Below are 23203 nucleotides of genomic sequence, written 5' to 3'. Positions count from 1 at the left end.
CGCGGGCGTGGTGGTCGGACCTGAGTTCGGTCATTTCGTTAGTGCCTGACGCCGGGGTTGAGGGCGTCGAGGATGACCTGACGGTCTGGGTCGATTTGGGGTGGGATGGTCTGGATGGCGCCGTTGATGGCGATGGTTGCGGAGCGCAGCGGGCGGAGCTGGCGGATGAGGTTGCGGATCGCCAGGCCGGAACGGTTCTGGGCGGTGCGGGCCACCGCGAGAGCGGTGAACACGATGGTCAAATGGGCGTCGATCGCGTCCTTGGTCCTGACGAACATGGGCCGGGCGGCGAGGTCGGTCTTGGACATCCGGAAGGACTGCTCCACGTGCCACAGGTCGTGGTAGTTGGAGATGACCTCGCCCGCAGTCATGACACTGGCGGGGATGTTCGTGACGTAGCCCTTCAATCCGACGAGCTTGCGGGCCCGGGCCAGGGCAGCCTCGTCCAGGCTCCGCGCCCCGTTGCTGGTCGTGACGAACCTGGGGGTCCGGGTCGCCTTCTCCCCGGCGATGACGGCCCGAGCCCGGTTCTCCTGCGCGGTCAGGGTGTGCCCGTCCCGGGCGGCCCGCTTGCGGGAGTAGACCCACACCGCCCGCCACGACCCAGGATGCGTCGCCAGGTCCCACACCGGCTCGGCGCGCAGCAGCTTGTTGTTCTCACTCCTGTGCCCGGTCTTGGGGGTGATGGTGTCGATGACCTGCCCGTCTGTGAAGGCGTCCCCGTGCCACCGGAAGTGGGACTCCAAGTCGATCGGTGCCTTCGTCACCCGGGAGCCCACGATGAAGGAGAACCCGGCCTCGTCAAGCTCCCGCAGGTTCTTCGCGGACAGCATCCCGGCGTCCGCGACGACGACCATGTTCTCGATCTGGTGGCGGGCGTGGAACTGCTTGACGATCGGGATGATCGTCTTCGTCTCGGCCTTGTTTCCCTCGAAGAAGCCGATCTCGAGGGGGAACCCCTGCCGGTCCACCAGCAACCCGACCACGATTTGCGGGTCCACCCGGCGTTCTTTCGAGAAGCCGACCTTGCGGAGGTCGTCTTCCTTCTCCGCCTCGAAATACAAGGTGGTGACGTCGTACAAACACAGGGAGACATCCCCGGCGCTCAGTGCGTGGGTGAAACACAGGGACGCGAGCTGGTCACGGTACTTCCCCGACGCGCACCGGGCCAGGGTGCGGCGCATGGTCTTCTCACTGGCCGGGGCGCGCCCCAGGTCACGGAGTACCCGCCCGGTGTCCAGGATCGAGGTTGGTTCCACGATCCGGGCGACCACCAGGTCCCGGAACACCGCATCACCCACCGCGTCAAACCCGAGATAGGTGAACACGCCCACCAGCGCGTCGTACAGCACCCGCGAGGACGTGGAGATCACCCGCGGTGCCGGCACCGTTCCCACCGGGGCGGACTCCTTGCCTGGGAACAAGGCCGGATCCTCGGCGGGGCCGAGCAGCGCCGTCTTCGGCGCCCGGGGCTCGATCCCGAGCGGGAACTCACCCTGCCCCGGGTCGCCCATCAGGTCCCGGGCCCGCGCGATCAGCAAGCCCAACTCGGCCTCGGTGTGCGCCGAGCCCACATGCGCCACGATCCGGCGCCGCCCGCCGACCGATTCCACGAGCTGGACCGCCGTCGCGCCTGAGCCCGTTCGCACCCGCCGAATCCACACACGCCCTACCGTAGGACACTCGTTAGTGCCTCAGAAGCGACGCCCCAGCCACCGTCACCCCAGCTCAACGGGCTGCGACTCGAAACTCTCCGAGCGACTGACCAAACTCAGGGGTGCCGACGCGCTTGCGAAAGTCCTGGGTGGTCCAGGTCATTGCCCGTGGCCGATGACCACAAGAATTACACACTGTGCCATTACGCCCATCGGGTGACGTTGACACTGAATAGGGGAAAAGGTGGACCTTTCAACGGAAAGGGGTGCCTGACCTTGGTGGCACAAAACTTCGACGGAGAGCAGAATATCGTCTGTGGTCGGGTCTCCGCGCCGCGCGGATCTTCCCACGATTCGCCACCTCTCCTCTGAAGGAGCGTTCCATGACGTGGTTGCTTGGTGGAATTCCTATGCACCCCCTTTTTGTCCATGCGGCAGTCGTCCTGATCCCCATCGTTGCGCTCCTCGCAATTGCGGCGGCGTGGAACACGAGAACGCGTGATTGGCTCGGTATCGCATTCCCGATCATTGCAAGCCTGACACTCGTGGCGGCAGCCTTCACCTCGGCATCGGGCGAGGCCCTGGCCACACAAGTCGAGCAGACAGCGGCCGTCACCGCCCACACCAGCATCGCTGATCTCGCCGTGGCAGCAGGATTCCTGCTGTTCCTCATCTCATGGGTGCAATGGGTGTGGATTCACAATTACACCACTGTGCGCCCAGGCCACACACAAGCACGCGTCACCAATCCGCAGACCATTCGCCGGTGGACGACCGTGATCTCGATCGTGCAGACGGTCATCGCAGTCTTTGCGCTCGTTGCGATCGTGATCGTCGGCGATACAGGCGCGCGTGCCGTGTGGCAGTAACCTCACGGTCGACGCGACAGTTCAACGGCGACGATGGTGATTTTGAAAACTCTTTGGTCGCGGAGAGAAGCTACGCCAACCGATTCTCGCGTCTCCGGCCGAATCTGCAGTGGCGATTCATTGGGGCATGAAAGGAGCGCTTTCTGGATTGCGCTGAAATTCACGGCTTCAGCGAATGAATTGCTGGTGGACCCACCGGCGTGGCTCTTCGTGACGAGAAAAGATCCTGCCTGACTGGCATGCGTACTATGCGCTTGGGAGTGCGTTGAGGCTCGCCGACGGGGAGGGACGCAGCACCTCGCCGCGACGCCCGACAGGCGGCGCCCGGACGCCCGACGAGACACTGGCGCCCGACGACTGGGCATTTGCCTACAATCGGCGGGTGAGCCAACCTTCTCGGGACGTCCTCTTCGACTTCGATGACGTGCGAGTAGGCGCGATCCTGCACGCCGACCTTGCGATCCCCCCGGGTGTCACCGTCATCTTCGGCCCGTCGGGGGCAGGCAAGACGACGCTCCTGAGGCTCGCGTGCGCCATGCAGGCTCCGAGCAGCGGTACGGTCAGCTTCCGCGGCGAGGACATCGCGCGCGTGGACCCGGTGCTCCTGCGCCGGCGCGTGACGATGGTGACACAGCAGCCATTCCTGTGGCCGGGCACGATCGCCGATGAGCTGTCCATCGCCTGCGTGCTCCAGGGGCGCGGCGCACCGGACCGCGAGCGCATGGGAGAAGTCCTCGCGGTCGTGGGTCTCGACAAGGATCTCGCGGAGGACGCCTCCACCCTCTCGGGCGGGGAACGTCAGCGGGTGGCGCTCGCGCGAGTCCTGTTGGCTGGTCCGGAGGTGTACCTCCTGGACGAACCGACAGCGGCCCTGGATGCGCGGGGCGCGCGCGACTTGGTGCGCCGGGTCGTTGACTGGATCCGTGCGACAGGGGGCGACGTGGTGATGGTGACCCATGATGAAGGGCTGATGGAGATCGGGGACGCCCGTGTCGCGATCCGGGACCATGAGGCGGAGGTCGTGGCATGAACGGGGGTCTTGTTGAAGTCCCGATCTCGGGGCTCGTCGTGGCCGCCCTCGTGGTCGTGGTGATCGCGGCAGCCGTCCAGGCCCTGACGAAACGGGAGGGCGTACGCACGCTGTGGGCGGCTGTCCGGATGACGGCCCAGCTCGTCGTGGTCGGTTTCGTCCTGACGTGGGTGTTTGACAACCCGAACCCGGCGATCACGGTGCTGCTGCTCGCCATCATGATCGGCTTCGGCATCTTCACCGTGTACGGCCAGCATCGGGGTCGGATGAACGCCCGACAGCGGTGGGTGGTGGCGGCGGCCTTGGCCGTCGGGCCGGTGCTCGCGTTGGCCGTCTTCCTTGTCGGGATTGTCCAGATCCCTCAATTCTGGGATCCGCGCTACGTCATCCCGACAGCGGGAATGATCATCGGCAACTCGATGACCGGGGTCAACCTCGCCCTCAACGGGATCCAGAACGGAATGCGGGACCGCCGCAGCGAAGTCGAGCAGGCCCTCTACCTGGGCGCCACCCCGGCGCGGGCCACCAGGGACATCCGCACTGACGCCTTCACCTCGGCCGTCACGCCGACCACGACGAGCATGCTGTCGATGGGCATCATCTTTCTACCGGGGATGATGACCGGGCAGATCCTCTCCGGCGTCGACCCACTCATTGCGGTTGTCTACCAGGCGGTGATCATGGTGGGGATTCTGCTCTCAGTGGTACTGACCTCCGCGATCATCCTCCGGTGGGGGATGGGCGGGTACTTCGACGCAGGTGCTCGACTCATCGCGCCGTCGGACGACCAAAGGTCCTGAATCAGCGGCCTCGGAGACCGGACGCCCGCAGGCGGCTCGTGGCGAGTTGTCGATCCTCTGTCGCATCTGGCCTGAGTTCGGTCATTTCGTTAGTGCCTGACGCCGGGGTTGAGGGCGTCGAGGATGACCTGACGGTCTGGGTCGATTTGGGGTGGGATGGTCTGGATGGCGCCGTTGATGGCGATGGTTGCGGAGCGCAGCGGGCGGAGCTGGCGGATGAGGTTGCGGATCGCCAGGCCGGAACGGTTCTGGGCGGTGCGGGCCACCGCGAGAGCGGTGAACACGATGGTCAAATGGGCGTCGATCGCGTCCTTGGTCCTGACGAACATGGGCCGGGCGGCGAGGTCGGTCTTGGACATCCGGAAGGACTGCTCCACGTGCCACAGGTCGTGGTAGTTGGAGATGACCTCGCCCGCAGTCATGACACTGGCGGGGATGTTCGTGACGTAGCCCTTCAATCCGACGAGCTTGCGGGCCCGGGCCAGGGCAGCCTCGTCCAGGCTCCGCGCCCCGTTGCTGGTCGTGACGAACCTGGGGGTCCGGGTCGCCTTCTCCCCGGCGATGACGGCCCGAGCCCGGTTCTCCTGCGCGGTCAGGGTGTGCCCGTCCCGGGCGGCCCGCTTGCGGGAGTAGACCCACACCGCCCGCCACGACCCAGGATGCGTCGCCAGGTCCCACACCGGCTCGGCGCGCAGCAGCTTGTTGTTCTCACTCCTGTGCCCGGTCTTGGGGGTGATGGTGTCGATGACCTGCCCGTCTGTGAAGGCGTCCCCGTGCCACCGGAAGTGGGACTCCAAGTCGATCGGTGCCTTCGTCACCCGGGAGCCCACGATGAAGGAGAACCCGGCCTCGTCAAGCTCCCGCAGGTTCTTCGCGGACAGCATCCCGGCGTCCGCGACGACGACCATGTTCTCGATCTGGTGGCGGGCGTGGAACTGCTTGACGATCGGGATGATCGTCTTCGTCTCGGCCTTGTTTCCCTCGAAGAAGCCGATCTCGAGGGGGAACCCCTGCCGGTCCACCAGCAACCCGACCACGATTTGCGGGTCCACCCGGCGTTCTTTCGAGAAGCCGACCTTGCGGAGGTCGTCTTCCTTCTCCGCCTCGAAATACAAGGTGGTGACGTCGTACAAACACAGGGAGACATCCCCGGCGCTCAGTGCGTGGGTGAAACACAGGGACGCGAGCTGGTCACGGTACTTCCCCGACGCGCACCGGGCCAGGGTGCGGCGCATGGTCTTCTCACTGGCCGGGGCGCGCCCCAGGTCACGGAGTACCCGCCCGGTGTCCAGGATCGAGGTTGGTTCCACGATCCGGGCGACCACCAGGTCCCGGAACACCGCATCACCCACCGCGTCAAACCCGAGATAGGTGAACACGCCCACCAGCGCGTCGTACAGCACCCGCGAGGACGTGGAGATCACCCGCGGTGCCGGCACCGTTCCCACCGGGGCGGACTCCTTGCCTGGGAACAAGGCCGGATCCTCGGCGGGGCCGAGCAGCGCCGTCTTCGGCGCCCGGGGCTCGATCCCGAGCGGGAACTCACCCTGCCCCGGGTCGCCCATCAGGTCCCGGGCCCGCGCGATCAGCAAGCCCAACTCGGCCTCGGTGTGCGCCGAGCCCACATGCGCCACGATCCGGCGCCGCCCGCCGACCGATTCCACGAGCTGGACCGCCGTCGCGCCTGAGCCCGTTCGCACCCGCCGAATCCACACACGCCCTACCGTAGGACACTCGTTAGTGCCTCAGAAGCGACGCCCCAGCCACCGTCACCCCAGCTCAACGGGCTGCGACTCGAAACTCTCCGAGCGACTGACCAAACTCAGGTCGGAGACGTGGGCCGAGCGCACCGGGGCCGTCGACGTCCCGGGCCTGGGGTGCGACGCGGTGTCCCGGGGAGCGGCCACGGCCGAGGAGCTCGCGTCGATGGCCGGGGCCTGGCGCCGATGGGGCTCGGACCCCGACGGATGGTTCGTCGTCGTCCACGGCGAGGTGCTGGCCCGGAAGGAGGCCGGCCCCGGTCAGGAGGCGTGGCGCAGGATCGCCGAGTCGTAGGCGTCGACCAGGATGTCGGTGGCCGCCGCCCACGAGCGGCGCAGCGCGTCCTCCCGGGCGGCGCGCCCCATCCGCGCGCGCCGGTCGGCGTCGTGGAGCACGGAGGCCAGGGCCGCCGCCAGGGCGGAGGGATCGTGCGGGCGGACGAGCAGGCCGGTGACGCCCTCGTCGATGGTGTCGGGGATGCCTCCGGCTCGGGCCCCGACCACGGGAACCCCGGACGCCATGGACTCCAGCGAGACCAGGCCGAGCGTGTCCGTGGTGGAGGGGAAGGCGAAGACGTCCGCGCTGGCGTAGGCCTGCGCCAGCTCGATGCCGCTGAGGCGCCCCGTGAAGGTGGCGGGCAGGTGGGCGCAACGGCGGCGGACCTCCTCGCCGTAGGGGCCGGATCCGACGAAGGCGACGCGGGCGTCGGGCAGCCGCTCCATCGCGGCGATCAGATCGTCCAGGGACTTCTCCTTCGACAACCGCCCGACCGAGAGCACCAGGGGGCTCTCGGGGCGGCCGCCGGTCAAGCGCAGGCGCATGGCGGCGGAGCGCCGTCCGGGTCGGAACAGGTCGGTGTCCACTCCGCCCGGCCACAGGCGGACCCGCTGGATCCCCTTCGACACCGCCTCCTCCGCCAGGGGGTCGGAGGGGCACAGGTTGACGTCGGCCGTGTTGTGCACGTGGCGCAGCCACAGCGAGGCGCCCGGGCGCAGCGCGCCGAGTCCCAGGGCGCGCACGTACTGCGGGATGTCCGTGTGGTACGAGGCGACGACCGGCAGGTCGCGGGCTCGGGCGCGCAGCGCGCCGAACGCCGCCAGGCACACGGGGCTCACCACGTGGACGACGTCGGGGGCGAAGTCGTCGAGGGCGCGGGTCAGCGTCGGGCAGGGGAGGCCGACCGAGAGCTCCGGATACCAGGGGCGGAACGGCAGCGAGGGGATGCGCTGCACCCGGCAGCCGTCATAGGTCGACGGCGGGTCGCCGGGAGCCAGCACCAGGACCTCGTGGCCGCGCGCGGTCAGCTGGTCGATGCTGCGCAGCACGGTCGTGACCACGCCGTCGAATTTGGGCAGGAAGACCTCGGTGACGATGGCGATGCGCAGATGATCGGGGGTCATGCCCGTCTCTCCTCCTCGCCGGGCCACATCCCGGCCTCACGCAGGATGGCGGCCAGCCGGCGCGCCGTCGCCCGGAGATCGACCGCGCGCGCGGCCCGAAGCCCCTCCTCGCGGGTGTCCCGAACGGTCGGGAGGCCGGCGGGAGCCCCCTCGCGAAGGCCGACGGGTGAGGCGAGGGCCCTGTCCGCGGAGACGCCCTCGCCCATACCCCGGCGGGCCCCCGCGGGGATCCGGCCGGCGATCGCCAGCACGGCCGAGACCGCCGCGGCGGCGCGCGCGGGCAGGCCGTGGCCGTCGGCCACCAAAGTGGCGGCGCCGGAGCGCCCCAGCCACTGGCGGTAGATCGGGATGTCCCGCAGCACCGCGCGGGTCCCACAGGCCAGGGCCTCCAGGACGACGATGCCCTCCGTCTCCTCGTGGCTGAGGAAGCAGAAGGCATCCGCTCCGCAGTAGGCGTCGCGCAGCTGCGCGGCGTCGACGAAACCCGCGAACAGGAGGTTCGGAGGGGCGGAGTCGACGGCCCGGGCGACGTCCGCGGTGAGGAAGCGCCGGTCCGTGTGGCCGAACCAGATGAAGCGGACCTGGGGAAGCAGCCGGGCGACCTCGACGAGGTCCAGGACGCCCTTCCGGACGAACAGATGGCCGACGGAGACGACCACGGGGGTGTCCGGCTCCAGCCCGTGGCGCGCCCGGAAGCGGGTCGCGGCATCGGGGTCGGGGGAGAAGAACCGGGTGTCCACGCCGTTGGAGATCGTGCGCACGGGCGGGAGGGGCCGTGTCGCCCCGCGGGCGCGCCGCGCCCCTCCGCCGCCCGCCAGCAGGGATTCGATCAGGTCCCGGGAGTAGTCCGTCGGCGTGAGCACCAGGTCGCCGCGGGAGTAGACGAACCGCAACCACCGTCCGAACAGGGGAGCCAGCCGGTTCGACCCGCGGAAGGAGTCCCGGAAGTCCTGTTCCGTGGAGTGCGCGTGCATGACGACCGGGATGCCCAGCGCCCGGCCCAGAAGGGCGAGCGCCACCGCGTCCGGGAACACGGAGTTGAGATGGATGAGGTCGGCCCGCCAGGGTCGGGCCGTCAGGACCGCTCCCAGCTGCCGGTACATCTCGCGCTGGTGCGCGGCGGCGACTCCCAGCCCGGACTTCTCGACCAGATGCGACAGTCCCTGGTACTGGCAGATCCTCGCCGCAACGGCGGTCGTCCCCTCCGTTCCGGCGCTCACATCAGCCCCCCGATCCCGGGGATCAACGACGCGATCCACACCAGTCCGAAAGTGTAGGCGATGATCGCCCACGGTTTGCCCAGCAGGATGATGAGGGTGTAGGTGCGCCAGCTCATCGACGTGGTGCCCGCGATGTAGCAGAGGAAGTCGTCGGGAGCGATGGGCGCCACGATCGCCAGGGCGAAGACGCGGGTGAAGTTCGCGTGGTCCGTCCATCGGCGGTAGCGCGTCCGCAGCTTCGCGGGGAACAGGGAGTCGACCAGCGGGGTCGCGTAGCGCCGGGCCAGGTGGAACGCGAACAGGGACCCCGCGCAGATGCCCACATAGTTGTACACCGTTCCCAGCACCGGCCCGAACAGCACCGGGCCCGCGACGATGCCGATGCCTCCCGGAATCACGGGGACGACGACCTGGGCGGCCTGGAGCAGGAGGTACAGGGCCGGCGCCGCCGGGCCGACCCGGGCCATCAGCGTCTGGAGCTCGCTGATCGAGGAGTAGGCGCCGGTCGCGAACCCCACGGCCAGGAGGGCCAGCGCCGCGGCGATGCCGGACACCGACACCCACTGGACCACCCGCAGGCGACGCCGCGCCGCCAGGACGTCCCTGTCGCCGGGTGCCGTCCCGGTCGTGCCCGGTCCTGGTGCGCCGTGGAGCGCCGCGCTGGGGTCCGGGTCGCCGGCCGCCGCGTCATCTGTCACGCACCCATCATGGGGCATGGGCGAGGGAGGCACGGGCCATCGGAGCCATGTTCAGGGATGAACCGGGGATTCCCCCGATCGGCCGGCAGCGGCGCCTCCGGCGCTCGCGTACGGGTTCTGAGAGGCGCTCAGATCACGATTCCGCCACAATGAGGACATGAGCGGGGACAACGAGAGCACAGGCACCGCGTCCGACGGACCCGGGAGGGGCGGGCCCGAGCGGTCCGATGTCGCGACCGCGCCGATCACGATCGCCGTCAACCTGGCGGGCGACCAGGTCGGCGCCGGATGGGGACGCGCCCGGCGCGTGGCGGTGGCGATCATCGCCAACGCCCGCATCGTCTCCTGGGAGGAGCATGACGTGCGGTGGGACCTCTCCCACGATCAGCAGGGCGAGGGCCGCCACCACGCCGACATCGTGGCCTTCCTTCGCGACCACGGGATCCAGGCTGTCGTCACCGGGCACATGGGGCCGCCGATGGCCAACACCCTCCAGAAGTTGGGGGTCCTTCCCCTGGTCGACGCCCACGGGGATGCCAGGGACGCCGCCCTGGCCGGTGCGGCATTCGCCGTCGACTACCTCAGCGGCCGAGCGGACGGCTGACCGATCCCCTCCTGGCCCGCGCCCTCCCCGCCAGCATGGACGGAGGACAGCCGGCTCCGGGGTCAGCGACGGCGCAGCCAGGCCGTGGCCTCGCCGGGCAGGAACCCACCCTCCACCGACGCGCTCGCCAGGACGACGGCCTCCGCATCAGGGCCCAGCGCGTAGGGGGACGTCCCGAAGTTCGTGACGACCTCCCACCCGCCGGGACGGGCGAAGCGCAGGACGTCGGCCCGGCCGGTGCCGATCCAGTCCAGCCGCTCGGCGGACTCCAGCTCGCGCCGCAGGCGCAGGGCCGTGCGGTACAGCGACAGGCTGGAGGCCGGGTCGGCGGACTCGGCCTGCGCCGAGTACTCCGCCATCCATGCGGGCTGAGGCAGGTGGGCCTCCCCCGTCCCGAATCCCAGCGACGGGCCGTCCGAGGTCCACGGCAGGGGGACACGGCACCCGTCTCGGCCGACATCGACGCCTGGACTGTGCGCGAAGGTCGGGTCCTCCCGACGGTCGTCGGGGATCTCGGCGACCTCGTGCAGGCCCAGCTCCTCGCCCTGGTAGAGGTAGGTGGACCCGGGGAGCCCCAGGATGAACAGCGTGGCGGCCCGCGCTCGGCGCGCCCCCTGGTCGCGGTCCAGACGGGGAGAGACCCCGCCGGTGAGCAGCCACGCCCCGCCCTGGCGCACGGCCGGTCGCCCGTTGGACAGGCGCTCGGGAGCGGGCAGCCCGTAGCGGGTCGCGTGGCGGACGACGTCGTGATTGGACAGCACCCACGTCGAGGAGGACCCGGAGGCCTGGGCCAGCTCCAGGTTCTCGGTGACGATCCGGTGGAACTGAGGGGCGTCGAAGTCGGCCTCGAGCAGGTCGAAGTTGAAGCTCTGGCCCAGGCTGTCCGGGCTGGCGTAGCGCGGAACCCGATCGGGGGCGACCCACGCCTCGGCGACGGCCGTGCGCGGCGGGTCGTAGGCGTTGAAGACCTTGCGCCACTCGGCATAGACGTCCTGGACGTCGTCGCGGTCCTCCGTCGGGTGGGAGCCGTCGCGCGGCATGGCATCGAGCTCGGCCTGGCTGGGCAGAGGGTCGGCGGACAGGTCCTTCGTCAGGGCGTGAGCGACGTCCACCCGGAACCCGTCCACCCCGCGGTCGGCCCAGAAGCGCAGGGTCGTGAGGAAGTCCGCGCGGACCTCGGGGTTCGCCCAGTTGAGGTCCGGCTGCTCGACGGCGAAGGTGTGGAGGTACCACTGCCCGTCCTCGACCCGCTCCCAGGCGGGGCCGCCGAAGGAGGCCACCCAGTCGCTGGGGGGCTCCGCGCCGCCGGCGCCCCGCCCTTCCCGGAAGATGTAGCGATCGCGGGCCGCGGAGCCGCGCCCCGCTGCGAGGGCCTCCTGGAACCACGGGTGCAGGTTCGAGGTGTGGTTGGGGACGATGTCGACGACGACCCGGATGCCGCGGGCGTGCAGTGCGGCGACCATGTCGTCGAAGTCGTCCAGGGTGCCGAGCCTCGGATCGACGTTCCGGTAGTCGGCCACGTCGTAGCCGCCGTCGGCCAGGGCCGAGGGGTAGAACGGGGACAGCCACACCGCGTCGACCCCGAGGTCCCGCAGGTAGCCGACATGCGAGGTGATGCCGGGGATGTCGCCCAGGCCGTCGCCATTCGAGTCGGCGAAGCTGCGCGGGTAGATCTGGTAGACGACGGCCTGGCGCCACCAGTCGGCCGGCTGGGTGGCGGGGACGAACTCGGCGTCGCCGGAGATGACGTCGATGGGTGCGGTCATGGCGGACGCTCCTGGAAGAATGGGGAGGGAAGAGGACGAGTCGGGCGGTTCCGTGCCTCCCCGCCCGGCGGCGGGGTGCGGGGCACGACCGCAACGACTAGATTCAGCGATCGAATCAAGTCGCCGGACACCATGAAACACCGTCCTCGGAAGGGGGTCAACTCGATGGCATCGCTCGTGGGCACCCTTCGCGCCCTTCCCCCGCCCGGACGCCCCAGCCTCGACGCGACGCTGGCCTTCGCGTGGACGCGGCCGGGGCCCTTCACCGCCGGCGACGCCCTGCCGGTCGTCGGGCTCACGCGCTCGACCACGATCGACGCCATCGACGCCCTCACGCGCCTGGGCCTGCTGCGCGAGCTTTCCAACGCGCGGGCCGACGCCGCCTACACGCGAGGGCGCCCGGCCCGCCGGTTCGAGCTCGCCGCCGACGCCGCCGTGGTGGTCGGCGTCGACGCCGGCCGCGCCCATGCCATCTTCACCCTCGCCGACCTGCGCGGGCGCCCGCTGGTCACGCGCCGGTGCGCCGTGGCGGGCATCGGGGACGAGGACGAGGGCGGCTCCCGTCGCCGACTGCTCGTGACCCAGATCCGGGAGGCGCTCGCCCAGACGGGGCGCGCGGCGGACGCCATCCTGGCGATCTGCGTGGGAGTCCCCGCCCCGGTGGACCGCGAGGGGGCGTCCCCACCGCACCGGGGCGGTTTCTGGCAGGCGATGAACCCCGACCTGCGCGACCTGCTGGAGGAGATCGCGCCGATCGTCGTCGTGCGCAACGACTCGGCGCTGGCGGCCGTCGCGGAGGGCAGCGCGACCTCGGGCGGGGCCGCCGCGGGCTTGGACGACTATGTGACGCTGCTGGCCGGCGACCGGCTGGGCATGGGCGTGGTGGTCGACGGGCACCTGCTGCACGGGGCCCACGGCGGCGCCGGGGAGACCAAGGCCTTCCGGCACGTGCAGGGTGTCGGATCGGACGAGGGCCTGGGCGTGCGGATCGCCCGGTGGGCCCGCGAGGCGCTCGCCGCGCCCTCGCCGCGGGTACCCGGTCGCGGCGCAGCCGCGCCCGCTCCGGCCGACCACCCCCTGCGCGCGCTGCCCCCTGGGCAGGTGACGGCCAGGGAGGTGCTCGACCTCGCGCGGAGGGGCGATCCGGTGGCCCGATCGGTCGAGGCGCGGGCCGGCGAGCTCCTGGCCCGCCTGGCTGCGACGATCGGCAGCCTCTATGACCCCCGCCGGGTCGTCGTCTCCGGAGCGATCGCCGGCGCGCTGGGCGGCGTGATCGACGTGGCGAGGCCGCTGGTCGCGGGGCAGCTGGACCTTCCGGCGCCGGAGCTGGTGGCCTCCTCGCTGGGCGCGGACGTCGTCTCGGTCGGGGCCGTGCGAGCCGCCGTGGACGCGGCGCGAGAGGGGGCGCTCCACATCGGCTGAGGCACGCCGGGCCGCCCCCTCCTCACAGCCCGGGGTCCTCCATCCGGAGCGTCACCAACCCCAGCTGGGTGGCGCGGACGAGCAGCTGGACGCGATTGCGCGTCCCCAGCTTCTCGCCAGCGTGGGCCAGGTAGGACTTCACCGAGCCGACCGAGACACGCATCCGTTCCGCGATCTCCGCGTTCGAGTGACCACGGGCCAGCCAGGCCACCGCTTCCCCCTCCTGGGGCGTGAGAGCCGGGCGGGGGTGCTCCGCGGCGGCGGCCGAGGGCGTCCCCGCCCGGCTCGGCGCCGGGCGATCCTGAGGCCGCTCGTCATGCAGCGCCATCGACACCAGGACGCCCGACACGCGGGGCGAGACGTAGAACTCGTCGGCCAGGACCGCCCGGATGGCCGGAACGAGCTCCTCGGTCCGGTCCTTCACCAGGTAGCCGCTGGCGCCCGCCGCGAGCATCGGCGCGACGTACTCCTGGGTGGTGAAGGTGGTGAGGGCCAGGACCTTGACATCGGGATGATCCGCGGTGATCCGGCGTGTCGCCTCGATGCCGTCCATGCGCGGCATCCGCACGTCCATGACCACCAGGTCCGGAGGATCCGCCAGGCAGCGGACCATGGCCTCCTGCCCGTCCCGCGCCGTCGCCACCTCCGTCTGCCCCAGGCTCGAGTCGAACCGGATGAGGGCGGCCAGACCATCGCGCAGCACAGGGTCGTCGTCGACCACCAGGATTCTCAGGATCGCCATGCTGACAGAGTATCCTCACCATGGGCGGCGGGGCCCGCATCGGCGCCCCCCGATCCCTGGGCGCCCGCGCCGCAAGGGTCTCACCTGCCGGGAATCCCCGGCAGGAAGCCCGGACGCCGCGCCATTTCCCGGTGTTATCCTCGGCAGGGGGACACGGACGCCCGGTCCGGCCCCGGGAGAAGGGGAGCTCATCATGAAGGTCCGTAGATTCGCCGCCGGGCTCGCGGCCACCGCCCTGGTGGGCATGTCCGTCGCCGTCGCGACTCCTGCCGACGCGGCGAGCCTCCAGGGCGACCCCGTCGTGACGCCGGTGTCCTCCTCCGGTGGGGCCACGACACAGGGCTTGGACTGGCTGCTCTGCCGCCTCCAGCCCAAGTTCTGCAGCACCCACGCCTACGACTGATCCCCTGATCAGCCGTGGCCGAGCGAACCGCCGGCGCCCCCGGATCCCCTTCCCGCGTCGGCGGCCGTGATACGCCGCGCTTTCCGCGCGTCCTCGCAGCGGTCGTCACCTGCGTCGCGGTCTTCTTCACCTTCGACGATCTCGTGCAGGTCACCACCGCCGTCCGAGACTCCCACACGGCGCTGGATGCCGCGCGCGTCGTCCTGTGTACGGCCGCGATGGCGCTCGTCTGCTGGTTCCCCCGCCTGGGGGCCGCGCTCTCCTGGGCGGCGCTGGCCGCGAGCCTGGCCAGCGGGACGATCGGGTTAATCCAGGTCGTCATGGTCGTCGTCGCCCTCGCCGTCACCGCGACGACGGCCACGGCCTTCGCCTGCGTCAACATCGGGATCCTCCTCCTCGGCATTGCGGCCACAACGGTGCGGTGGCCCGATTCGGCAGGTCTTCTGTTCTGGCTTGGAACGGCGTTCCTTGCAGCCGGCGTCGCCCTCGGCGTCATCGTCCGGTGGGTGCTGCGCTCCCGCATCGAGCAGCGCCGCCAGCGCGAGCTCCTGGCCCAGGTCCGCCAGCAGGCCGAGGACGCCCGCAGGGACGAACGCGAGCGGCTGGCCCATGACATGCACGACTATGTCGCCCATGAGCTCACCGTCATCGTCGCCACGCTGGCCTCGGCCCGGCTGGAGCGCGAACAAGCGGTGGCCGCGCCCGGCTCCGCCGCCTCCGCACGCCTCGTGGAGGTGCTCGACACCGTCGAGCACTCCAGCCGAACCGCCCTCGACGAGCTACGCCGCGTGCTCCGGGTCCTCGGCGACGACGCCTCCGACGGCCAGGACGTGGCCGCCGCCCTGCATGAGCACGCCCTCAGCGCCGGCGGCCTCTCGCCGCTGGTCACCCACCCCGCTCAACCGCAGCCCCCGATCGAGACGATGGTCCGCGACGCCGCGCAGGACCTCGCGGCGATCCAGGACCGCGTCGACATCGCGATCGACCCGCCCCTGGGGACGCTGGTCCTTCCCGGTGGGCAGGCGGCGCTGCTCGGCCGCTTCCTCACCGAGGGCGTCACGAACGTCGTCAAGCACGGCGGGCTGGGCGCGCACGTCGTCCTGGACGTCCGGCATCCGCCCGACCGGGAGGATATCCGGGTGCGCCTGGCCAACTCCGTCGCCCCGACCGGGACATCCCCGCCCCGCGACTCCACGGGCATGGGGATCCCCGGACTGCACAAGGAAGCCCAGGGGTGCGGGTGCTCGATCGCGGCGGGGCCCCTGGACGAGGGCGACCTGCGGTGGGAACTCGTCCTCGACATTCCCCGCGGCCGCGCCGACTCAGACGACAACGAATGAGGTTCGGCGAGTGTGTCCCATCCTCCTCGCCGAACCCCATTCGTCCTCTCGCAGCCAACCCTCGGGGCGGGGCGCGGGGATCGCCCGAATGCCTGCCGCGGATTGACGAGAATCCAGTCGAATCCCTTCGACCCCTTCATCAAAGTCCTCCCCCGCGCCGGCCACCAGCAACCTTCGGCCAGACTTCCGACAACGCCCTTGACCCAATGGCCAAGGGGCCCCGCCCGGAGATGAGGACGGAAGCCGATACGATCGGTGACGGGTCCGCTCGCCGGTGGGCGGACCCAGGCGTTGGGACAGGAGGCGACGATGCGCTTCATCGCGACCGCCGACTGGCAGCTCGGCATGACCGCACGCTTCCTCGACGGCCAGGCGCGGCCGCGCTTCCTGCAGGCCAGGCTCGACGCCGTGCGCCGGATCGGCGAGCTCGCCGGCGACAGGGGCGCCCAATTCGTCGTCGTGTGCGGTGACGTCTTCGAGTCGAACCAGCTCGACCGCGCGATCATCTCACGGGCCTTCGAGGTCCTGCGGGGGTTCCCCGTGCCGGTCCACCTCCTGCCCGGCAACCACGACCCGCTCGACGCCGCCTCCCTCTACGACTCCGCGACGTTCGCCGCACGGACGCCGGAGGCCGTCCGCGTTCTGCGGGAACCCGGCGTGTGCGAGGTCGCCCCCGGTGTCCAGCTGGTCGCCGCGCCCTGGTTCTCGAAGCGGCCGGGTCAGGACCTGGTGGCCCGGGCCTGCGCGGGCCTGGAGCCCACCCCAGCGGGCACGATCCGCATCGTCGCAGGCCACGGCGCGGTCTCCTCCCTGGACCCGGACGCCGCCGACCCGGCCGCCATCGACGATGCCGCGCTGCGCGGCCTCCTGGACGCCGGCATCGCCCACGTCGCCGTTCTCGGCGACCGCCACTCCACCACGCAGGTCGATCCGCGCATCTGGTACCCCGGCACCCCCGAGGTCACCGACCGCGCGGAGACCGATCCCGGCAACGTCCTCGTCATCGACGTGGACCCCGCCACCGGCGACGTCACGGTCGAACCGGTCCGCGTCGGGCGCTGGGCCTTCACGGTCGTGGAGCAGACCCTCAACGCCGCCGAGGACGTCGCCGCGCTGGAGCGGCGCTTGGCGGCGATCGGCGCCAAGGAGCGCACCGCCGTGTGGCTCAGGCTCTCGGGGACCCTCACCATGGCGGACAACGCGCGCCTCGAGCGCCTCCTCGAGGAGGACCGCGAGCTCTTCGCCCGCCTCGACCTGTGGGAGCGGTACCGCGATCTCGCGGTCCTGCCCGATGGCCACGACTTCGCCGATCTCCACCTGGGAGGCTTCGCCGATCAGGCCGTCGACGAGCTGGCCGGCATGGCCGGCGCGGCCGCCGAGAGCGACACCGACGCAGAGTCGGCGCAGGGGGCCCTGCGCCTGCTCTACCGGTTGGCCGGAGCAGCGGGAGGCCGCTCATGAGGATCCACAGCGTGAGGCTGGTCGACTTCCGCGGGGTCGCGGACGCGACGGTGCGGCTGTCGCCGGGGGTGACCGTCATCGAGGGGCCCAATGAGACGGGCAAGTCCTCGATCGCCGAGGCTCTGCGCCTCGTCCGCGACTTCAAGGCGACCTCCGGCCACAAGGACATCCGCGCCGTCCAGCCCGTCGACCGCGACGTCGGACCCGAGGTCACGCTGTCCCTCACCACCGGCCCCTTCGACCTGGTCTACCGCAAGCGCTGGCTGAGGAAGCCGGAGACCGAGCTCCGTGTGAGCGCGCCCCGCCCCGAGCAGCACGCCGGCGACACGGCGCACGACCGCTTCCTCGACATCCTCGGCCAGACCCTCGACCTCGACCTGCTCCTGGCCCTCGAGGTCCAACAGGGCGCCTCGCTCGCCCAGCCCGACCTGGCCCGCATCGCCGCCCTGCACCGCACCCTCGACGAGGCCGGGGATCCCTCCGCGGACCACGACGAGCTGATGGACCTCATCGAGCAGGAGTACCGGCGGTTCTTCACGCCCACCGGCCGCCCCACCGGCGAGTACCGGGCCGGCGCGGAGGAGCTGCCGGGCCTGGAGAGGGAGGTCGCCGACCTGGCGGAGCAGGGGCGCCGTCTCGACGGCCTGGTGGAGCGCCATCGCGCGCTCTCCGGCCAGCTCGACGCCCTCGATGCCAGGCTGACGCAGGCCACCGCCGACCTGCGCGCACGAGAGGCCGCGGCCCGGGACCTCGACCGCCGCCGCGGCGCAGCGGATCGTTCCGGGCGGGCCCTGGAGGAGGCCACCCGGACCCTTGAGCGCGCCGAGGAGGCCCTGGTGCGCCGCCGCGAGCTGCTGACCGCAGTCGAGGACCGGCGCGGGGAGCTCCAGGAGCTTGCCGCTGCCGCCGCCGAGGAGGAGGACGGGCTCCGAGCCGCCGAGGATGCCTTCGCGTCCGCCGAGCGCGCGGCGTCCGGGGCGCGGGGCGCCCACGAGGAGGCGCGCGACCGGGCCCAGCGGGCCGCTGCGGCCCTGACCCGCCTGCGGGACGCACATGACCGGCGGGAGCTCGCCGGCCGAGTCGAACGCGCCCGAGCGGCGCACGGCCGGCTGGTCGACGCCACGGCCGCCCTCGAGTCGGCCCCGGACCTCCCCGCCGGCGTCCTCGAGGACCTCACCTCGCTGTCGACCGATCTCACCGTGGCCGAACGCACCCGCGATCTGGCCGCGGCCCAGGTGAGTGTCGAGGCGCTGGGCGACCGGCCCGTCCTCCTCGATGGCGAGGCGCTGGCCGCCGGGTCACGGCGCTCGATGCCGGCGCATGCGCCCGTGACGGTGGAGGTCCCCGGGCTCGCCCGGATCACGGTCACCCCCGGGACCACGGGCGGGTCCGCGGAACAGGGGGCCGACCGGGCGCGCGCCGCCCTGTCGGAGGCCCTCGTCCGGGCCGGGGTGGAGTCCGTCGAGCAGGCCGCCGCTCTGATCGACCGGCGCCGCCTGGCCGAGGCGGCCCGGCAGGAGGCCCGCCGCGACCTCGATCGGGAGCTGTCCGGCGATGACCTGGACATGCTCGAGGCGCGGCTCGCGGGTCTCACCGCCCGTCTCCGGGCGGCTGGCGGGCCCGCAGCGGAGCCGGAGCACCCCCTGGACGCGGACGCAGCGGACCCCGAGGCCGCCGCGCATCGGGCCCAGGACGACGAGGAAGAGGCCGCGGAGGCACTCGCGCAGGCCCTCGACGTGCTGGAACAGGCGCGAGCCGCCCGCGACGCCGCCTCCGCGCGGGACGTGAGGGCCGGCGCCAGACGCGACACGGCCCGCGCCGAGCTCGACCGCGCCGAGGCCGCCCTCGCGGCCGCCCGAGCCCAGGAGGACGACGCCTTCCTGGAGGAGGCCCTCACGCGGGCCGCCCATGAGCGCGACGCCTGCCGGGAGGCCGCCCTCGCGGACCAGGGTGCCCTCGAGCAGGCCGACCCCGACACAGTGGAGACCCTGCTCGACAATGCCCGGAGGCTGGTGGACAGCACACGCGAGAACCGCTCGGACACCCACACCGAGGCCGCACAGGCGAAGGCCCTGGTCGACAGCCTCGCCGCGGAGGGCATCGAGACCCGGCTCGCCGAGGCGCAGGCGCGCCTGGCGGAGTCGCGGCTCACCCAGGCGCGCCTCGAACGCGACGCCCGGGCCGCCCGCCTGCTCCGGGACACGATGGTGCGTCACCGCGACCTCGCCCAGCGCCGCTACGTCGCCCCGTTCACGCAGCGGATCGAACGGCTGGGACGCGTCGTCTTCGGACCCGACCTCCGCATCGGCATCACCCCGGACCTCGTCATCGAGTCGCGGACGCTGGGCGGGCGCACCGTGCCCTTCGACTCCCTCTCCGCCGGAGCCCGCGAGCAGCTCGCTCTTCTCGGCAGGCTCGCCTGCGCGCAGCTGGTCTCCGGGGACGAGGGCGCCCCCGTGATCCTCGACGACACGCTCGGCTACTCCGACCCGGAGCGCCTCGCGAGCCTGGGCGCCGTGCTGGGCGCGGTCGGCTCCTCCGCGCAGGTCATCGTCCTCACCTGCCAGCCGGACCGCTTCGCGTCGGTCGGCGGGGCGAAGGTGGTGCGCCTCCCGCCCCCGACCCCATGACCTCAGCGAGGTAGCGGCCCGTCACCGAGGCCGGCTCCGCCGCGATCTCTCGCGGCGTGCCGGTGGCGACGATGCGCCCGCCGGCCTCCCCGCCCCCGGGGCCCAGATCGATCACCCAGTCGGCGTTCGCCAGGACGTCCAGGTCATGCTCGATGGCCACGACCGTCGCCCCGTTGTCCAGGAGGCGCTGCAGGACTCCCAGCAGCACCTCGACGTCCAGGGGGTGCAGCCCGACCGTCGGCTCGTCGAAGACGAAGAGGGTGTCCCCCTGGTCGCGCGTCATCTCCGAGGCGAGCTTGAGGCGCTGCGCCTCCCCGCCGGACAGCGCCGGGGTGTCCTCGCCCAGCGTCAGGTAGCCGAGGCCGAGGCCCGCGAGCGTGCGCAGCCGCGACTCCACGGCGGGCAGCCCCTCGGCGGCCCCCTGGTCCAGGGCCCGGTCGACGGTGAGGGCGAGGACCTCGGGCAGGGTGCGCCCGCCGCGCCTCACGCGGTCCGCCTCCGGCCCGTACCGGCTTCCCGCGCAGTCGGGGCACACGATGTCGACGTCGGGCAGGAACTGGACGTCCAGTGAGATCTGACCGGTGCCCCCGCAGGTCGGGCAGCGCAGCGACCCCGTGTTGTAGGAGAAGTCGCCGGCCCCCCACCCCGCCGCGCGCGCCTCGGGCACGCCGGCATAGGCGCGCCGCAGATCGTCCATGACACCGGAGTAGGTCGCCACCGTCGATCGCACGTTCTGCCCGATGGGCGAGGCGTCGATGAGGTTGACGCGCCGGATGCCCGGGGCGTCGACCGAGCGCACGTGGGCGGGCGACCGGCCCCCTGCCACGGCGGCGCGCACGGCCGGAACCAGGCACTCCAGGACCATCGTCGTCTTGCCGGATCCAGACACGCCGGACACGGCCGTCAGCCGGCCCCTCGGGATCCAGACGTCGAGGGCCCGAACGGTGTGGAGGGGCCCGGTGGACATCCGGATCGCCGGGTCCTCGGGGGAGACGGCGCGCAGAGCGGCGGCCGTCCTCGTTGACGAGGACGCCGCTCCCGCGGGGGCCGGGCGCGCGACGGCGGCGCGACCGCCGAGAAACGCCCCGATGCGGGAACCGGGGCACGCGCCCGGATCCGCGATGCGCGCGACGGGGCCCTCCGCGACCACCCGCCCGCCCGCGGCGCCCGATCCCGGGCCGATCTCGATCAGCCAGTCCGCTTCGCGCAGGAGCTGGACGTCGTGGTCCACCAGGACGACCGAGTTGCCGTCCGCCAACAGGTCGCGGATCACGCCGAGCAGGCCGTCGATGTTCGAGGGGTGCAGGCCGATCGAGGGCTCGTCCAGGACGTAGAGGACGCCCGTGGTGCGGGTGCGCACGGCCCGGGCGAGCTGGACGCGCTGGCGCTCGCCGGTGGACAGCGTGGCGCTGGCGCGGTCCAGCGCGAGATAGCCGAGCCCCAGGTCCTGGAGGCGCCGGGCGGTCCCCCTCATCTGGGAGACGATGGCCCCCGCCATCGCCCGCATGTCGGGACCGGCCGATGCGGCGACGCCCGGCAGCCAGGCGACCACGTCGTCCAGGGTCATCGCGCTCGCCTGGGCCAGCGTCCGGCCGTCGACCAGCGTCGAGCGTGCCTTCCGGCTGAGCCGGGAGCCGCCGCACTCGGGGCAGACCTGCTGGGTGAGGAAGCGTCGGATGCGCTGGAGGCCCTTCTCTGACTTCGCGCCCGCCAGCGCCTCCTCCACCGCTACCCGCGCGTTGCGGTACGTCCAGTTCAGGCTGAAGACGCGGCCGTTCCTCGAGGGCACCATGATGTGCCGCCTCTCGCGGGGGCCGTGGAGGACGGTCTCGCGTTCGGCGGGCGTCAGATCGCGGAAGGGGACGTCCGTGCGCACCCCGAACTCGGCGACGACCTGGGGGTTCGGCGTCGACCCCATGATCTTCCAGGACTCCACCGCCCCTTCCTCGATGGTCTTCGAGGGGTCGGGCACGAGGGCGTCCTCGTCGACGTCGCGGACCACTCCCGTCCCGGCGCAGCGCGGGCAGGCGCCCGCGGAGTTGAAGGCGAAGGACTCCGCGCCGGGTCCGTCGAAGAGCACGCCGCACGCCGGGCAGACGAGGGGGCGCTCCAGGGCGACGTCCATCGAGGGCGGGACGCGGTGGCCGTTCGGGCACAGGTGGGAGCCCAGCCGCGAGTACACGAGGCGCAGGCTGTTGAGCAGCTCGGTCGAGGTCCCGAAGGTCGAGCGCACCCCGGGCACGGCCGGACGCTGGTGCAGGGCGAGCGCGGCGGGGACATGGTCGACCGAGTCGACCGCCGCCGGCGGCGCCTGGGTGAGGCGGCGGCGCGTGTACGTGGACAGCGCCTCCAGGTAGCGCCGGGAGCCTTCCGCGTAGAGCACGCCCAGCGCCAGGGAGGACTTGCCGGACCCGGACACCCCGGCGATGGCGACCAGCTCCCCCAGCGGGACGGAGACGTCGACGTGGTCCAGGTTGTGCACGCGCGCCCCGCGCACCTCGATGGCGGCGGGCGCCCGCCGGCCCTGGAGCGGGGGCGCCGACGTCCGCGCCGCGCCCGTCACGGGGTTCTCCCACCGTGGGCGCGGTTGGCGCGCCCGACGAAGCGGTCCATCGAATCGTTGATCCCCAGCGCGTCGACCAGCCAGTCGAAAGCGCGTGTGGGCAGCGCGCGGGCCAGCGGGGTGATCCGGACGAAGGGAGGCATCACCAGTTGCCCGCGGCCCGACTCGATGGCGTCCAGCACCTTCTCCGCGACGCGGCCGGGCCGCAGGATCGGCAGCAGCGGCGGGCACTTCGTCCGCACGCCCTCGAACATGCCGGTGTCGATGTAGTACGGGCATACGACCAGGGAGGTGACGCCCGTGCGCTCCTTCCTCATCTCGGCGCGCAGCGACTCCGCGAAGCCGAACGCCGCGAACTTGCTGGCCGAATAGTCGGTCTGGCGCGCCACGCCGACCATGCCCGCGGCGCTGGCCACCGTCACGACCGTGCCCCGGTGCCGGGCGATCATGCCGCCCAGGAAGGCGCGGGTCACCCAGTACAGGGACAGGGCGTTGACCCGGAAGGTGCGCTCGATGCCCTCCTCCGTGGCGTCCATCAGGCGCTGGCCTGTGACGACGCCCGCGTCGTTGATGACGACGTCCACGTCCCCGGTGCGCTGCGCCGCTGCGGCGACGGCCTCCCGCTCGGAGACGTCCACCGAGAACGATTCGGCGTTCCCGCCCTCCGCGCGGATCTCGTCGCGCGCCGCGGCCCCCGCGGCCTCGGAGAGGTCCCAGATCACGACGCGCGCCCCGCGCCGGGCGGCACCCAGCGCCATCAGCCGCCCGATGCCTCCTCCTCCCCCGGTCACCAGCACCGTTCGGCCTCGCAGCGGATGCCTCATTCGTCCTCCTCCATG

Annotated in this window: 19 protein-coding genes; 10 read left to right on the top strand and 9 right to left on the bottom strand. The window is 71.9% G+C overall.

What is annotated here, in order from left to right; all coding sequences use genetic code 11:
- Positions 1–38 precede the first annotated feature (38 nt).
- Positions 39–1664 carry an IS1634 family transposase gene (locus ACFQWG_RS11925; RefSeq protein ID WP_182050053.1) on the bottom strand — a complete coding sequence of 542 codons (1626 nt, stop codon included), beginning with the start codon at positions 1662–1664 and terminating at the stop codon, positions 39–41.
- 374 nt (positions 1665–2038) lie between these two features.
- On the opposite strand from ACFQWG_RS11925, the gene ACFQWG_RS11920 reads away from it, so the two are divergent.
- The 3 genes from ACFQWG_RS11920 (at position 2039) to ACFQWG_RS11910 (ending at position 4354) form a co-directional block, all read left to right on the top strand.
- The gene (locus ACFQWG_RS11920; RefSeq protein WP_157773968.1) at positions 2039–2524 is read left to right on the top strand and encodes a DUF2231 domain-containing protein; all 486 of its coding nucleotides are present in this window, start codon (positions 2039–2041) and stop codon (positions 2522–2524) included.
- Positions 2525–2906: 382 nt separating this feature from the next.
- Complete coding sequence (locus tag ACFQWG_RS11915) at positions 2907–3554, top strand: ABC transporter ATP-binding protein (protein ID WP_323419426.1); 648 nt, start codon at positions 2907–2909, stop codon at positions 3552–3554.
- A complete protein-coding gene (locus tag ACFQWG_RS11910) occupies positions 3551–4354 on the top strand; it encodes an ABC transporter permease (protein WP_182050054.1) in 804 nt (267 codons plus the stop codon). Before ACFQWG_RS11915 ends, ACFQWG_RS11910 begins: the two co-directional genes overlap by 4 nt.
- Positions 4355–4443: 89 nt before the next feature.
- On the opposite strand, the gene ACFQWG_RS11905 is transcribed toward ACFQWG_RS11910, so the two are convergent.
- Entirely contained in the window at positions 4444–6069 is a 1626-nt protein-coding gene (locus tag ACFQWG_RS11905; RefSeq protein WP_182050053.1) for an IS1634 family transposase, read from the bottom strand.
- 25 nt (positions 6070–6094) lie between these two features.
- Between ACFQWG_RS11905 and ACFQWG_RS11900 the strand changes: the two genes are divergently transcribed.
- Entirely contained in the window at positions 6095–6409 is a 315-nt protein-coding gene (locus tag ACFQWG_RS11900; RefSeq protein ID WP_380975602.1) for a hypothetical protein, read from the top strand.
- On the opposite strand, the gene ACFQWG_RS11895 is transcribed toward ACFQWG_RS11900, so the two are convergent.
- The 3 genes from ACFQWG_RS11895 to ACFQWG_RS11885 are packed head-to-tail and all read right to left on the bottom strand — an operon-like array spanning position 6376 to position 9433.
- Positions 6376–7515 (bottom strand): glycosyltransferase family 4 protein, encoded by a 1140-nt coding sequence (locus ACFQWG_RS11895; RefSeq protein ID WP_380975600.1) that lies wholly within the window; start codon positions 7513–7515, stop codon positions 6376–6378. The genes ACFQWG_RS11900 and ACFQWG_RS11895 overlap by 34 nt on opposite strands.
- A complete protein-coding gene (locus tag ACFQWG_RS11890; RefSeq protein WP_380975598.1) occupies positions 7512–8735 on the bottom strand; it encodes a glycosyltransferase in 1224 nt (407 codons plus the stop codon). Before ACFQWG_RS11890 ends, ACFQWG_RS11895 begins: the two co-directional genes overlap by 4 nt.
- Entirely contained in the window at positions 8732–9433 is a 702-nt protein-coding gene (locus ACFQWG_RS11885; protein ID WP_380975596.1) for a TVP38/TMEM64 family protein, read from the bottom strand. Before ACFQWG_RS11885 ends, ACFQWG_RS11890 begins: the two co-directional genes overlap by 4 nt.
- Before the next feature lie 157 nt (positions 9434–9590).
- On the opposite strand from ACFQWG_RS11885, the gene ACFQWG_RS11880 reads away from it, so the two are divergent.
- On the top strand, positions 9591–10037 hold the full coding sequence (locus ACFQWG_RS11880; RefSeq protein ID WP_291497283.1) for a NifB/NifX family molybdenum-iron cluster-binding protein: 447 nt from the start codon (positions 9591–9593) through the stop codon (positions 10035–10037).
- A gap of 62 nt (positions 10038–10099) precedes the next feature.
- On the opposite strand, the gene ACFQWG_RS11875 is transcribed toward ACFQWG_RS11880, so the two are convergent.
- Positions 10100–11803: a glycoside hydrolase family 13 protein gene (locus tag ACFQWG_RS11875; RefSeq protein WP_380975594.1), complete on the bottom strand. Its 1704-nt coding sequence runs from the start codon at positions 11801–11803 to the stop codon at positions 10100–10102.
- Between the two features lie 165 nt (positions 11804–11968).
- Here ACFQWG_RS11875 and ACFQWG_RS11870 point away from each other — a divergent pair, with 165 nt between their 5' ends.
- Positions 11969–13225: an ROK family protein gene (locus ACFQWG_RS11870; protein WP_380975592.1), complete on the top strand. Its 1257-nt coding sequence runs from the start codon at positions 11969–11971 to the stop codon at positions 13223–13225.
- A 22-nt stretch (positions 13226–13247) separates the two neighbouring features.
- Here the strand turns inward: ACFQWG_RS11870 and ACFQWG_RS11865 are convergent, their stop codons facing one another.
- Entirely contained in the window at positions 13248–13967 is a 720-nt protein-coding gene (locus ACFQWG_RS11865; RefSeq protein ID WP_380975590.1) for a response regulator transcription factor, read from the bottom strand.
- A 193-nt stretch (positions 13968–14160) separates the two neighbouring features.
- Here ACFQWG_RS11865 and ACFQWG_RS11860 point away from each other — a divergent pair, with 193 nt between their 5' ends.
- The 4 genes from ACFQWG_RS11860 to ACFQWG_RS11845 all read left to right on the top strand — a co-directional run bounded on the left by ACFQWG_RS11860 (position 14161) and on the right by ACFQWG_RS11845 (position 19801).
- Positions 14161–14370 (top strand): hypothetical protein, encoded by a 210-nt coding sequence (locus tag ACFQWG_RS11860; RefSeq protein WP_380975588.1) that lies wholly within the window; start codon positions 14161–14163, stop codon positions 14368–14370.
- Positions 14371–14384: 14 nt separating this feature from the next.
- On the top strand, positions 14385–15710 hold the full coding sequence (locus ACFQWG_RS11855) for a sensor histidine kinase (protein WP_380975586.1): 1326 nt from the start codon (positions 14385–14387) through the stop codon (positions 15708–15710).
- A 309-nt stretch (positions 15711–16019) separates the two neighbouring features.
- Positions 16020–17171: a metallophosphoesterase family protein gene (locus ACFQWG_RS11850; protein ID WP_380975584.1), complete on the top strand. Its 1152-nt coding sequence runs from the start codon at positions 16020–16022 to the stop codon at positions 17169–17171.
- On the top strand, positions 17168–19801 hold the full coding sequence (locus tag ACFQWG_RS11845) for an ATP-binding protein (RefSeq protein ID WP_380975582.1): 2634 nt from the start codon (positions 17168–17170) through the stop codon (positions 19799–19801). Before ACFQWG_RS11850 ends, ACFQWG_RS11845 begins: the two co-directional genes overlap by 4 nt.
- Here the strand turns inward: ACFQWG_RS11845 and ACFQWG_RS11840 are convergent.
- Together ACFQWG_RS11840 and ACFQWG_RS11835 are read right to left on the bottom strand one after the other, a co-directional pair.
- Positions 19728–22364, bottom strand: a complete 2637-nt coding sequence (locus ACFQWG_RS11840; protein ID WP_380975580.1) for an excinuclease ABC subunit UvrA — start codon at positions 22362–22364, stop codon at positions 19728–19730. The two genes, ACFQWG_RS11845 and ACFQWG_RS11840, sit on opposite strands and share 74 nt — an antisense overlap.
- A complete protein-coding gene (locus ACFQWG_RS11835; RefSeq protein ID WP_380975578.1) occupies positions 22361–23188 on the bottom strand; it encodes an SDR family oxidoreductase in 828 nt (275 codons plus the stop codon). Before ACFQWG_RS11835 ends, ACFQWG_RS11840 begins: the two co-directional genes overlap by 4 nt.
- Positions 23189–23203: the final 15 nt, after the last annotated feature.

This window comes from Schaalia naturae (assembly GCF_042665795.1).
Taxonomy (GTDB): domain Bacteria; phylum Actinomycetota; class Actinomycetes; order Actinomycetales; family Actinomycetaceae; genus Pauljensenia; species Pauljensenia naturae.
The sequence above is the reverse complement of the archived record's forward strand: the minus strand, read 5'-3'. Positions and strand labels throughout refer to the sequence as shown.